A 13809-nucleotide genomic window follows, 5' to 3' on the forward strand; every position below is an offset into this window, starting at 1 on the left:
TGACAACCTTATTTAGGACGGGTCAGTCGTATAAAAAAAGCGATATCTGATTCAGATATCGCTTTTTTTGGACGGTGTTCCGTCCTGAAATACGAGAGAGCTTTTTAGAATAGGTTTTCTAAGGCGTTGTCTTCTTGCTGCTCTTCCTCAGATTCATTGCTCGCATTGTTGTTAAAGGCTGGCAGATTGATGTCTCGTTCAGGTGGCACATTGCCTTGTCTGAAGATTTCAAAAATGGCATCTGATTGACCTGGCAAAGCGCGTTCACCTGTTTTTGGATCAATGCGAACGGTGACCAAAGACGAAGGCTTGGTGACAAACGACGATTGCGTGCCGTTCAACGCATAACGCATATAGTCTATCCAGGGTGGTAGAGAAACTGATCCACCCCATTCGCCTCGCCCCAATGGTGAAGAGTTGTCAAAGCCGCTCCATACCGAAGTAACTATGTCGCCATTGAAGCCAGAAAACCAAGCATCACGGCCATCATTGGTGGTACCTGTTTTGCCTGCAATATCATCACGTTTTAGCACCAATGCACGACGTCCAGTACCGTACTTAATGACATCGCGCATCATGTCGTAAATGATGTAGTTCACTTCAGGGTCAAGAACTTGCGGTGCAATCGGCAAACTGCGAATGCCGTTAGGCGTATCGAATAATCCCATTTGAGGTTCGTCATCATTCGTTTTTTCGAGCGCAGTACAAGTGGTACAAACAGTAACAGGGTTGGCTTGGAATAAGGTCTGGTTGTTTCGATCAATGACTTTATCAATCAAGTAAGGCTGCACTTGATAACCGCCATTCGAGAACACCGCATAGCCAGTCGCAATTTGTAAAGGTGATAAGTTGGCGCTACCTAATGATAACGATAAGTTATGTGGCAGCTCATTAGGGTCAAATCCAAAGCGGCGTAAGAAGTTAAGAGTAGGGCGAATACCTAGCTCATCAAGCAAGCGAACCGAAACAATGTTCTGTGAACGATAAAGCGCCTGACGTAATCGCGTTGGTCCATAGAATCGACCGCCATCATTGGTTGGCCGCCATGCAGAAGCCAAGTTTGAATCATTAAATACCACAGGAGCATCGTTAATAATGCTGGCTGCTGTGTAGCCGCTGTTCAGTGCGCTTGCATAAACAAAGGGTTTAAAGTTCGATCCAGGTTGGCGTTTGGATTGAGTGATGCGATTGAATTTATTCTCATAGAAATTGAATCCACCGACTAATGCTTGGATCGCGCCATCTTTGCTGTTTAATGAAATCAGAGCGGTTTGAACATTTGGTTTCTGAGCCAACATCCAACCAAGCTTATTGTCTGGACGTAAGCGAATGATGTCTCCAGGGACAAGTACATCGCCGACAACTTCTGGTTGAGCGCCTTGAGAGTTTTCGTCAATGTAAGGTTTTGCCCATTTTAGAGCGTCCCAAGGAAGTGTTGTTCGCTCACCGTTAGATAAACGAACGTCAGCTGTTGTGTCTGTTGTTTCTAGAACCAATGCCGTCTGCCAGTCTTCAAATCGGCCTATGTCTTGAAGGGCTTGCTCTTGTTCTTCTAATGGCGCTTCAACAAGGTCCACGCGAGTTTCAATAGAGCCTCGGTAGCCGTGGCGCATGTCATAATTCAAAACGCCATTGAAAACAGCGGAATTGGCGGCTTTCTGACGTCCTGAATCTATTGTGGTGTAAACCGACATCCCCGTGCTGTATAGATCATCGCCAAAGGTGTTATAAAGTTCAGCTCGAACCATTTCAGCAATATAGCCAGCTTCGATATCCGGTGTGACACCATGATTCTTAGATGTGATTGGGGCTTCGACTGCGGTTTGATACTCGGTTTTATCTATCATGCCAAGGGAAAGCATGCGTTGCAGAATCCAGTTTCGACGAATTAAAGCACGCGATGGATTGACGACAGGATTGTAGCGAGAAGGGGCTTTCGGCAAGCCTGCAATCATGGCTAGTTGAGCTAAATCTAGCTCAGCAAGGCTTTTTCCATAATAGACTTGAGCAGCGGCTTCAAAGCCGTAAGCACGGTTACCAAGATAAATTTTGTTGACGTAAAGCTCGAGTATTTCGTGTTTCGTCAGCTCTTTTTCCATTTTCAAAGAGATGAAGATCTCAGTGAATTTACGAGTGAAGGTTTGCTCAAAAGATAAGAAGTAGTTTCTGGCAACCTGCATGGTGATGGTACTACCACCGCCTTGTTTTTCCCCTGTTGTGACCAGTTGGAAAACAGCTCGTCCCAAGCCCATGATGTCAACGCCTGGGTGGTTGTAAAAATTGGTGTCTTCAGCAGCTAAAATGGCATGTTCTAAGCCTTGTGGGATGTCGGCATATTTTATTGGTGTACGGCGTTGGTCACCAAATTCACCAATAAGTTGATTGTCTGCGGTATAAATACGTAAAGGGATTTTTAACTCTATGTCTTTCAGTTCCTCTACGGTGGGAATGCGGTCCTTCACACTGTGATAAATTCCATAGGTAATTGCTGCAGCGCTAATGGCACCGAAGAGACCTAGAAAAAACAATATTTTGAATGCCTTGCCCATATGAATCCAATGAATGCAGATAAAAATTTAGTATACCTAAAATTCGGGTAAAATTGGCGCTTAACTTTGCACGAATTCGTGTTATCTTGTTAAAAAATTGGCATGGAAGTCAATTAGTAAAACTTGTATCTCTGCTTACTATTTCAAGGATGAATGATGAAGCTAATTAAGCCCTATTCGGTCGCTTTGTATAGCGCTGAACAATGTACTCTCTATAACAGAAATGAGATAGATAAATGGATTGATTCTTCGCTGCAATCATCCGATTTCATTCCTGATTCTTCCCAACTTATCTTGCTTCAAAAGGCTCTTTCCCTTAGTGAGTGCAAGGTAACATCTCGTGTCGTGATTCTGATTCCAGATCATTGGTTATCTGTTTCTAATCATGTTTTAGATCCTTTGACGCCATCGTCGTTACTGCCTTTAGCAGCTTTATCGTACGCAGTGGAAAGCACGTTTTCGGCACCAGAAACAGTCTTGTTTAGTTTCCGAAAAGCCTTGTTAGAAGATAAGCGAATTCAGCTGACAGTGTTTGCTTGTTCTGAGGAATGGAGGAAGCAGCTCAGCTCTCCTTTTCAGTCGAAGAATGTGTCCTGCCTGATTGTGCCGATGAGTCTCTGGCAAAGCACAACGCCGAGTTTACGGTCATGGATGGCTTTGTCGAAATATGCGCTTTCTTCTTATCAACCTGACTATAAAAAACGTCAAAATATGAAACGGCTTTGGCTCTGTTTGTTGCTTTTCAGTATCTCGATTCACAGCATCGCTTATGGATACTTTTTATCACTAGAGCAGCGTATTCATCAGTCTTTAACAGACCGGCAAGCCCTATTAGAAAGGCAGTCAGCTTGGTCGTCACATCAAGAACCAAATGACTTTGTATTATCGACTTTACGCTTGATGCAAGCGCTGCCGACGTCAGTGCGTTTGGTCTCTTTTGATGGGCAAAACCAACAAGCCGATTTTCAATTAACCTTAACGCAGGAGGAATTTGAACCCTTGCTTATGCGCTGGCAACAGCGATTCCCTAATTGGCGTTGGCAAGTCTCTGAATTGCATCAAACATCTAGCGATCTGTTGGCTCCTTTCGAATCGAGCAAGGAGGTGTTGGATGTTTTTATCTCAGCTTTTGAAAGCGAATAGAGCTTCTTTGCTTGCCATTAGCGGTTCTAGAGTGTGCTTACTGATTTTTGTGCAGGCATTGGCTTGGTATCCCGTTTTGTCTGAAAAATACCTAGATGTGGATCGTCAGATAAAACGTAAAGCGCAGCTTAGTGCCTCTTGGCAAAAAATACAGGTGCAATCTCGAATGATGGAAGAAAAGGATTTTCTCCAAGTGGATTGGGCCACTTATTCCGTGGGAGATAAAGTTCAAGGTGCTGTCACGACTTGGCAAATAGAAGGCCGTGCCTTGATAAAAGAGTGGCAAGTCTTGCTTGAAAAAGTTCAGGAAAAAAGCGCGTTAAAGCTTGTCTCTGCTTCTTGGGAAAGTGAGCAAAACGGCGCTTGGCATGGGCGGTTGTTGTTTGATATCCAAGAACCGAAAAGAAACCGGGCTTATGAGAGTTGGCTACCGACAAATTTAAAAGCAGGGCGATTTGTCGAGGGAGATTGGACTCTGGTTTCGACCATGCGCGCTGGTGCGAGTGCTTCGGCATTATTGAAGCATAAGGACAATCAGCACTGGGTTCGTCAAGGGAGTTGGTTGCCAACGGCAGGGCTGACTGTCGATCTCGTCGCCTTTGATCGAGTGACTTTGATTGGTAAAGACGGTGACCAAGTTGCGCTGCAATTCATGGAAAGGAGGGAGAGCAATGATAACGCCAATAACGAATAAGTTTTTGATACCGGTTTGTGTTCTTGTGGGGTGCCTGTTGTCTCGTCCTTCTTCGGCAATGGATGTGTATTTTGAGTCCCGCCCTTTGAAAGAGGTGTTGCCGTGGCTTGCATCGCAGATGAATGAGAGTGTGGTCATTAGTCCTGATATAGAAGGTTTGCTGACGTTATCGATTAAAGATGCTAATTGGACGGATGTTATGGAAGCCGTTGCTCAGCAGCCAGGGATTCGTCTTGAATGGCAAGGTCGAGTAGCCGTGTTAATGCCTGAGGTTTCGGTGGATGTCACTGAGCACGAAAAGGGTAGAGTGCAATGCCAAAGGTTCTATTGGCTAATTAAGCATGCCAAGGCTGATTCGGTTGGTAGGCACTTACAAACTTTATATCCTTCTATTTCTATGGTGGTTGATGAGCGAACTAACTCAATTGTGGCGCATATTTGTGAGTGGCCAGAAGACTTACAAGAGACTCTCGCTTGGTTAGATGCGCCATTAAGGCAAATCGAAATCAGTGCTCAAATTGCACAAGTTAGCCGGACGGCGCAATCGCAATTCGGTGTGAATTGGCAAACTAAATTGTCTGACAATGTTCGATCATCTGTTGGTGGTGCGGTCGATTTAGGCGCATTAGTGCCCACCACAAGCTTAAATATTGCCAGCTCAGGGAGCGTTGGGTTATTGGATTTTACATTGGATTTGATGGAGAGCGAAGGCGTTGCAGAAGTGATCTCTAAGCCGAAAATAGTAACTTCAGAAGGCTTGGTAGCAAAAATAGAATCGGGCACAGAAGTGCCTTATCAAACCATCAGCGATGAAACGGTAACGGTGGAATTTCGTCAAGCATCATTAATGTTAGAAGTAACGCCTTTTGTGAAAGACGGCAATCGTATTTTATTGCAATTAACGATACATCAAGACTCGGTTGGTGATTTGGTTAATGGTGTTCCGAGCCTTGAAACAAATCGCTTGAAAACTCAGGTGGTAGTGAAAAATGAAGAAACGCTTATTTTAGGTGGGATTTTCAGAGAAGAAAGCTTTGAAACTGAAAGTCGAGTGCCTTTCTTTAGTGACATCCCTTTGCTGGGTGCATTGTTTAAAAGACGCTCAGAACAGCAAGAAAAGGTTGAATTACTTGTATTTATTACTCCAAAGCTGCTACAAATGTCAGGTAACTAGGCCGCAGTTTGATTCTGCTTAATTCCGATGTAACTGAATACAATGACAAAAGCCCCCAATATTATTTTAGTAGGCCCAATGGGCGCAGGAAAAACCACGATAGGTCGTTTGATTTCACAATCAATGGGCAAAGAGTTTTATGATCTTGATAAAGTCATAGAAGATAATGCTGGTGCTGATATTCCTTGGATTTTTGAAAAGGAAGGTGAAGACGGTTTTCGTAAGCGAGAAACACAGGCGCTTACGTCGATTGTTCAATCAGACACAAGTGACTCTGTTGTCGCGACAGGTGGTGGTATTGTAATGCGAGAGGAAAATCGTGACATTCTTCGCGATGATGCTTTAGTGGTATATCTATACGCTTCTGTTGCTCAGCAACTTTACAGAACGTCTAAAAGCACCCATCGTCCTCTTTTGCAAACCGGCGATCCAAGGGCAACCTTAAGAAAACTTTTTGAAGTGCGTGACCCTCTTTATAGAGAAGTGGCGACACTTGTAATAGAAACTGATTCGCGTCATCCAAAATCTGTCGCCAACAAGGTGCTGGATGCGATCAAGCGACATCTCGACATGGAGACCTCTGTATCTTAATGCGTACGTTAACCGTTGATCTTGGCGATCGTAGTTACCCTATTTATATTGGCCATGGTATTCGCCAGCAAAAAGCGCTGTTTGATGAGGCGATTCATGGCAAACAAGTCATGATAGTAACGAATGAGACCATTGCTCCTTTGTATCTGGAGTCTATGGTGTCTATGTTGTCCGCAGACTACAAAGTGGATACCTGTATCTTACCGGATGGCGAAGTTTACAAAACACTAGAAACATACGGTCAGATTATGACCGCGTTACTAGAGGCGAAGCACAATAGAACAACGACTGTGATCGCATTAGGCGGTGGTGTTGTGGGTGACATGGCTGGCTTTGCAGCGGCAACCTATCAACGCGGTGTGCCTTTCATTCAGGTGCCTACAACCTTATTGTCGCAGGTAGATTCTTCTGTGGGTGGTAAAACCGGTGTAAACCATCCTCTAGGCAAGAATATGATAGGGGCGTTTTATCAGCCACAGGCCGTTATTATTGATACGGAAACTCTAGAAAGCTTGCCTCAACGAGAGTTGTCAGCAGGCATGGCGGAAGTCATTAAATACGGTTTGATTTGCGATGCGCCTTTCTTTGATTGGTTAGAGCAAGAGATGACGCCATTAATGGCGCTAGACAATGATAAAATAAGCGAAGCGATTTATCGTTCTTGCTTGGCAAAAGCTAACGTTGTTGCTCAAGATGAAAGAGAAGGCGGGATTCGTGCGATTCTCAATCTTGGACATACTTTTGGCCACGCTATAGAAACCGAAATGGGATATGGAAATTGGTTACACGGTGAAGCGGTGGCAGCGGGTAGTATTCTTGCGTTGGATCTTTCATGGCGTATGGGCAAAGTAACGGATGACGATTTGAGTCGTTCCATTGCTTTGTTTGAAGCGGCTAATTTGCCAATTTTACCCCCTAAAAATATGACGCTAGAAAGCTTTATAGAGCGAATGGCCTTAGATAAAAAAGTGTTAGATGGCAGTTTACGTCTAGTACTTTTGAATGCTTTGGGTGACGCTATGGTGACATCGGATTTCCCGATGGACGATTTTAATGCATGTATTTTGGATGCACTTGAAGCAAGTAAGTAAGTAGGCGATTTTTACTTAATTATTCTTAGTGACTATTGTGGAAGGATGACTATGCCTAAGCCTGATTTTCAGTTTGACCTAGAGGATGCGCTCGATCAGCCCTCAAAATCGACACTGAGGGATCCTTTTGGCTCGAAGGATGCGTCCGTTTACTTTGCTTCTGAAGAAGGCAATCAACAGCTTGCTCTGCTAGAGCATTTAAGCCGATACAGTAGTTTGCTTTCTGTTGTGCAAGGCCCACAAGGTAGCGGCAAAAGTCGATTTTTAATGGAGTTTGCTCGCCATCAAGACGAATCCACAATCGTCAGTCACGTAAAAGCTTCTATGTTGATGACGGCTGGCCAACTATTGCAAGCCATATACGCTGGCTTTGCTGGTCATTTTTCTCAGCCACCTAATGAAACAACCTTTGGCCCTTTGCTTAAGTTTTCCCATGACTTGGAAGAAAAAGGCCAAGCGGCATTAGTTCTGGTCGATAATGCACAAGAGTTAAACACCGATGCTGTGACCATGTTGTTGGACATGATGTCTTTGGCGACGGAGAATCAAACCGTTCCTCATATTGTGTTGTTTAGTGAGCATTCACTGGCGCGAAATTTAGACTCTTTCCAAAGCTCTCGATATGAGCAGTTGAGCCATTCATTCACCTTGGCTCCCTATTCATTAGAGCAAACCCGCGCCTATTTATTGCATCGAGTGCGTGCGGTAGGCGGCGGAATCAACCTACCTTTTAATGAAAAACAAATTACCCAAATTTATCTTGAGTCTGGTGGTTATCCTGGGCGGATTAATTCGATTGCCCAAACCATGATGGGAAAAGGCAAGTCAGGTAAAGCAAAGATGCGCTTTAACTTGGCGATGGGATTTCCTCTTGCGCACATGGCGCTGCTTTCGCTCGTTATGTTGGGGATTTTGATGGCGGTTCTTTTCTCTGATCAGCCAGAGGAAAATACGGTAGCGGATAGAACCAGCAATGTGATTCCTTTGAGTCCTAGACAAGGGCAGTCTTCCGAAGAAACCATTGCTCGTATTGATGCCATGCAGCGTAAAATTGGCCAAGAAGGTGAACTCGTTTTGCCTGCGTTGACAACAGAAACCTCTTTGCCAGCGATTAGTATGTCTAGTCCATTAGGTAACACAGAAACATCGCCAGAAGCAGAACCTAGTTCACAAACACTTCAGCCAGTTGTGCCAACGGCGCCGATACGAACACAGGTGCCAGCCGCTGAGCCTGCTCCCGTTGCCCCTGAAGTTGTTCAGCCAAAAACAGAGCCAGTGACTGTGGCGCCAGATCCGTTCGATAAGACTAAGTGGTGGCAATCACAAAATCCGAATCGTTACACCTTGCAGCTTTTGGGTACGCACAATATCAATACAGTCAAAAGCTTCATTCGAGATCAAGGCAGCGTTGATGCGTTTGGTTACTTTAAATCGACGCACAATGGTCGAGATTGGTATGTTGTCGTATACGGCTTATATCAAAACCGCAGTGAAGCCATTGCGGCATCGGAGACCTTGCCTCGAGACATAAGAGACCTTAATCCATGGGCGAGAAGTGCTCGTGGTATCCAAGATGATATAAAGAAAGCGCAATAACCTCCGTTGCCGATTACTTTTAGATCAATCTACTGTGGATAATGCTTTATTAGACTGTGAGAGCCTCCTTTTGTGAGGCTTTCGTATAAAAAAAGATACAATTTAGTAAAATTAACTGTAATCCACTGAAAAACATGAATGAACAGTGGAATTTTCTGTTTCAAAAAACTCCAGCCATAGATAATTCTCTAACTCCCGATTATTCACCGCTAAATACCCTATAAAAACCGCCAAAATAACAGAAAGTGGGCTTGCGTAAATTTGAGTAGTCCCCATCTGCGAGGTAGTATGTCTTTCCATTTAGATGGTCTTTTGGATAAATGATAGTCATTCTCGAAGCGCATTTAACAATATGTACAGCTTCTTAATTCCGCCATCAAAATTTTGATTTTATCTTTACTTATTTTATTTAGGTTACAACTTTGGGAGTTGGTGTATGAATGCAGGCCTTTATCGTCCTGGCGAGTTCAAAGACAACTGTGGCTTTGGTCTAATTGCTCATATGGAAGGCAATACAAGCCACGAATTGTTGAAAACAGCGATTCAATCTTTGACATGTATGACGCACCGCGGTGGTATCGCGGCCGATGGAAAAACCGGAGACGGTTGTGGTCTTTTGATACAGAAGCCAGATGCTTTTTTACGCGCAGAGGCAGAATCACTGTTTAAACATACCTTATCGGATTTATACGGTATTGGTATGGTCTTCTTGGATCAAGACGAAGCGTTGGCAAGCGAACAGCGTGACGAATTAACAAAGCAGTTAGAAAGCCAAGGCGTAAACGTTGTAGGTTGGCGCGATGTGCCAACAGACTCTTCTTGCCTAGGTCGAATTGCTGAAGAATGCTTACCTCGCATCGAACAAATTTTCATCGACAGCAACCGAATGGATGCTCGTACTTTTGCGACTCGCTTATTCGTTGCTCGTCGTAAAACTGAAATGGCATTGGCTCATTACGAAAACTTCTACATTTGTTCTTTGTCTGACAAGGTGTTGTCTTATAAAGGCTTAATGATGCCAGTGGATTTGCCTTCTTTTTATAAAGACTTGGGCAATGAGAAACTAGAAACGGCTATTTGTGTATTCCACCAACGTTTCTCTACCAATACATTGCCAAGATGGCCATTAGCTCAGCCATTCCGCATGTTGGCACATAACGGTGAGATCAACACCATCGAAGGTAACCGTAACTGGGCTCTTGCTCGTGCTAACAAATTGCGTTCACCTTTGATCCCTGAATTACAAGATCTGCAACCGCTGGTTAACTTAACCGGTTCAGATTCTTCTTCTATGGATAACATGCTGGAAATCCTTGTAACGGGTGGTATGGATATTTTCCGTGCTGCGCGTTTGATCATTCCACCGGCATGGCAAAACGTAGAAAACATGGACCCAGAGTTGCGTGCATTTTATGAGTACAACTCAATGCACATGGAACCATGGGATGGCCCAGCAGGCTTGGTAATGACAGATGGTCGTCATGCGATTTGTATGTTGGACCGTAACGGCTTGCGTCCTTCTCGTTGGGTTGTAACAAAAAATGGTTTCATCACGCTGGCGTCTGAAATCGGTACTTACGATTACAAACCTGAAGATGTTGTGGCTAAAGGCCGTGTTGGTCCTGGTCAAATGTTGGTTGTTGATACTCAAACAGGTGAAGTTCTTCACACGGATGATATCGACAAGCGTTTGAAATCCATGCACCCATACAAAAAATGGTTGAAGCAAGAAGCGATTCGTATTGAAACAATCCTTGTTGAATCTAGCCAAGAGTTTGTTGCCTTCACACCAGAAGAAATGTCCACATACCAGAAGATGTTCCAAGTGTCTTTTGAAGAGCGTGAGCAAATCTTCCGTCCGCTTGCAGAAAGTGGTCATGAAGCCGTGGGTTCTATGGGTGATGATACGCCGATGGCGGTTATGTCTAGCCAAACTCGCCCGGTAAGTGATTACTTCCGCCAGAAGTTTGCGCAAGTGACAAACCCACCAATCGATCCACTGCGTGAATCTGTTGTCATGTCTTTAGAGACGTGTATTGGTTCAGAACGCAACTTGTTTGAAGAAACACCGAAACACGCGAATCGTATTATCTTATCTTCGCCTATTTTCTCAGCGCGTAAATTCACTCGTCTATTGGCGATGAATGACCATAGATTCCGCTTGGTTCGTTTGGATACAAACTACAATCCAGCCGAAATGTCTTTAGAAGAATCGATTAAAGCATTGCAAGTTAAGGCTGAAGACGAAGTACGCAATGGCGCCGTGATCTTGGTTCTTACTGACCGTGACTTGCAGAAAGGGCACTTGCCAATTCCTGCGCCTATGGCGGTTGGTGCTGTTCACCATCATTTAACTAGAGCTGGTTTGCGTTGTGACTCTAACATCATTGCGGACACAGGCTTTGCCCGTGACCCTCACCAATTTGCTGTTCTATTAGGCTTTGGTGCAACGGCGGTTTACCCTTATCTTTCTTATCGCCTAATTAACGATATGGTCGATAAAGGCGAAGTGATGGGCGACCCTATTTCTTGTCATGCGAAATATCGTAAAGGTATCAACAAAGGCTTGATGAAGATCTTGTCTAAAATGGGGATCTCTACAATGGCTTCGTACCGTGGCGCTCAATTGTTTGAAGCCATTGGTTTGGATACTGCTGTTATTGACCTTTGTTTCCGCGGTGTTTCTAGCCGTATCAAGGGCGCTAGATTTGAAGACTTCCAACGCGAGCAAGCATCTATTGCAAACAATGCTTGGAAATTGCGTAAACCGATTCAACACGGTGGTTACTTAAAATACGTGCATGACGCTGAATACCATGCGTTTAACCCAGATGTGGTTCGCAACCTTCAAACTGCAGTGGGTTCTGGTAAGTTCGAAGACTTCACAAAATATGCTGAGTTGGTAAACACTCGTCCGGCTTCTATGATTCGTGACTTGTTCACTTTGTCTGACAAAGCTAAGCCAATTTCGATTGATGAAGTGGAATCTGTTGAACACATTCTTCCTCGCTTTGACTCTGCAGGTATGTCTTTAGGGGCTTTGTCTCCTGAAGCCCATGAAGCACTTGCTCAAGCGATGAACGAATTAGGTTGTCGTTCAAACTCAGGTGAAGGTGGTGAAGACCCAGCTCGCCATGGCACAGAACGTCGTTCTAAGATCAAACAGATCGCTTCTGGTCGATTTGGTGTAACGCCTGAGTACTTGGTTAACGCAGAAGTGTTGCAGATCAAGGTTGCTCAGGGTGCGAAACCAGGTGAAGGTGGTCAGCTTCCAGGTGGTAAGGTAAACGGCCTGATTGCTCGTCTACGTTACGCAGTTCCTGGTGTGACTTTGATTTCACCACCACCGCATCATGATATTTATTCGATTGAAGATTTGGCTCAGCTCATCTTCGACTTGAAACAAGTAAACCCAGAAGCTTTGGTTTCTGTGAAGCTGGTTTCTGAACCTGGTGTAGGTACGATCGCGGCAGGTGTTGCGAAAGCCTATGCAGACTTAATTACTATTTCTGGTTATGACGGTGGTACAGCGGCGTCGCCTATTACTTCTATTCGTCACGCTGGTTCTCCTTGGGAACTTGGCTTGGCAGAAGCGCAACAAGCACTTCGTTCAAACGATTTGCGTGGCAAGATTCGCCTGCAAACGGACGGTGGTTTAAAAACTGGTCTGGACGTTGTGAAAGCAGCCATTCTAGGCGCTGAAAGTTTTGGTTTCGGTACGACACCAATGGTTGCGATGGGTTGTAAGTTCTTACGTATCTGTCACTTAAACAACTGTGCGACAGGTGTTGCAACTCAGGACCAAGGTCTACGTGACGATCACTTTATCGGCACAGTCGAGATGATCAAAAACTTCTTCCTATTCATGGCCGAAGATACTCGCCTATGGTTAGCGAAATTGGGTGTGTCTCGCCTACAAGACCTGATTGGCCGTACGGATTTGTTGAAGACACTACCGGGTGAAACAGACAAGCAGCGTAACTTGGACTTGTCTCCGATTTTGAATAATGACGCGATTCCTGCTGATAAGCCGCAATATTGTGACTTACCTTTCAACCCTCCTCACGATAAAGGTGAGCATGCTATCCGCATGTGGGACGCTGTGAAAAATGCAGTAGAAGAGAAAGAAGGCGGAGAGTTCGAATTCAATGTCACTAACTGTGACCGTTCTATCGGTGCTCGCCTATCAGGCGAAATCGCTAAACGCTACGGCAACCAAGGTATGTCTGATGTGCCTTTAACTTTGAAACTGAAAGGAACGGCAGGTCAAAGTTTTGGTGTTTGGAACGCGGGCGGTTTGAACATGTACCTAGAAGGTGACGCGAACGATTACGTCGGTAAAGGTATGACAGGTGGTAAGTTGGTTGTTCGTCCACCGAAAAATTCATCCTTCAAGTCTCAAGACTCCGCCATTATTGGTAACACCTGTTTGTATGGTGCGACTGGCGGTAAGTTGTTTGCAGCAGGTACGGCAGGTGAGCGTTTTGCGGTACGTAACTCCGGCACGCATACAGTTATCGAAGGCGCAGGCGATCACTGCTGTGAATATATGACTGGCGGAATGGTAACGGTACTGGGTAATACGGGTTATAACTTCGGTGCTGGTATGACGGGTGGCTTTGCTTACGTTCTCGATTTGGACCGCACCTTTGTTGATAAATACAACCATGAGTTGGTGGAAATTCACCGTATCGGTACAGAGTTAACAGAAGAATATCGTTCACACCTTCGCTCTGTACTGGAAGAGTACGTACGAGAAACTGACAGCGAATGGGGCCATGAACTCTTAGAAAACTTCTATGACTATATTGGCAAGTTCTGGCTAGTAAAACCAAAAGCAGCAAGCCTAGGCGCGCTATTGGCTAATACTCGTCAACGTCCGGAATAAAACACGCTGTTATGGCGCTTTGCTATGGTTAGCAAAGCGCCATAAACAAATCAGTTTGACCCATTTGAGAGAAGTGCCTTTTA

General features: G+C 44.7%; 8 protein-coding genes. 7 read left to right on the forward strand and 1 reads right to left on the reverse strand.

Features of this window, described 5'->3' with window-relative positions; all coding sequences use genetic code 11:
- Nucleotides 1-104 precede the first annotated feature (104 nt).
- On the reverse strand, nt 105-2549 hold the full coding sequence (locus AC0L46_RS09780; protein WP_473503220.1) for a penicillin-binding protein 1A: 2445 nt from the start codon (nt 2547-2549) through the stop codon (nt 105-107).
- Between the two features lie 153 nt (nt 2550-2702).
- Between AC0L46_RS09780 and AC0L46_RS09785 the strand changes: the two genes are divergently transcribed.
- The 7 genes from AC0L46_RS09785 (at nt 2703) to gltB (ending at nt 13726) form a co-directional block, all read left to right on the forward strand.
- Nucleotides 2703-3692, forward strand: coding sequence for a hypothetical protein (locus tag AC0L46_RS09785; protein WP_473503222.1), 990 nt, complete (start codon nt 2703-2705; stop codon nt 3690-3692).
- On the forward strand, nt 3661-4386 hold the full coding sequence (locus tag AC0L46_RS09790; RefSeq protein ID WP_473503224.1) for a hypothetical protein: 726 nt from the start codon (nt 3661-3663) through the stop codon (nt 4384-4386). The genes AC0L46_RS09785 and AC0L46_RS09790 overlap by 32 nt, the downstream gene beginning before the upstream one ends.
- Nucleotides 4364-5560 (forward strand): type IV pilus secretin PilQ, encoded by a 1197-nt coding sequence (locus tag AC0L46_RS09795; RefSeq protein ID WP_473503226.1) that lies wholly within the window; start codon nt 4364-4366, stop codon nt 5558-5560. Before AC0L46_RS09790 ends, AC0L46_RS09795 begins: the two co-directional genes overlap by 23 nt.
- Before the next feature lie 42 nt (nt 5561-5602).
- A complete protein-coding gene (locus AC0L46_RS09800; RefSeq protein WP_414681646.1) occupies nt 5603-6151 on the forward strand; it encodes a shikimate kinase in 549 nt (182 codons plus the stop codon).
- Nucleotides 6151-7242 (forward strand): 3-dehydroquinate synthase, encoded by a 1092-nt coding sequence (gene aroB / locus AC0L46_RS09805; RefSeq protein ID WP_473503228.1) that lies wholly within the window; start codon nt 6151-6153, stop codon nt 7240-7242. The genes AC0L46_RS09800 and aroB overlap by 1 nt, the downstream gene beginning before the upstream one ends.
- A 51-nt stretch (nt 7243-7293) precedes the next feature.
- On the forward strand, nt 7294-8838 hold the full coding sequence (locus AC0L46_RS09810; protein ID WP_473503230.1) for an AAA family ATPase: 1545 nt from the start codon (nt 7294-7296) through the stop codon (nt 8836-8838).
- Between the two features lie 436 nt (nt 8839-9274).
- Nucleotides 9275-13726, forward strand: a complete 4452-nt coding sequence (gltB, locus tag AC0L46_RS09815; protein ID WP_414681649.1) for a glutamate synthase large subunit — start codon at nt 9275-9277, stop codon at nt 13724-13726.
- Nucleotides 13727-13809: the final 83 nt, after the last annotated feature.

The sequence above is a fragment of the Marinomonas sp. 15G6-16 genome (assembly GCF_055809555.1).

What these genes read in the sequence shown, in the direction of transcription:
- AC0L46_RS09780 (WP_473503220.1), bottom strand. Translation starts at nt 2,549, where the DNA reads ATGGGCAAGGCATTCAAAATATTGTTTTTTCTAGGTCTCTTCGGTGCC.
- AC0L46_RS09785 (WP_473503222.1), top strand. Translation starts at nt 2,703, where the DNA reads ATGATGAAGCTAATTAAGCCCTATTCGGTCGCTTTGTATAGCGCTGAA.
- AC0L46_RS09790 (WP_473503224.1), top strand. Translation starts at nt 3,661, where the DNA reads ATGTTTTTATCTCAGCTTTTGAAAGCGAATAGAGCTTCTTTGCTTGCC.
- AC0L46_RS09795 (WP_473503226.1), top strand. Translation starts at nt 4,364, where the DNA reads ATGATAACGCCAATAACGAATAAGTTTTTGATACCGGTTTGTGTTCTT.
- AC0L46_RS09800 (WP_414681646.1), top strand. Translation starts at nt 5,603, where the DNA reads ATGACAAAAGCCCCCAATATTATTTTAGTAGGCCCAATGGGCGCAGGA.
- aroB (WP_473503228.1), top strand. Translation starts at nt 6,151, where the DNA reads ATGCGTACGTTAACCGTTGATCTTGGCGATCGTAGTTACCCTATTTAT.
- AC0L46_RS09810 (WP_473503230.1), top strand. Translation starts at nt 7,294, where the DNA reads ATGCCTAAGCCTGATTTTCAGTTTGACCTAGAGGATGCGCTCGATCAG.
- gltB (WP_414681649.1), top strand. Translation starts at nt 9,275, where the DNA reads ATGAATGCAGGCCTTTATCGTCCTGGCGAGTTCAAAGACAACTGTGGC.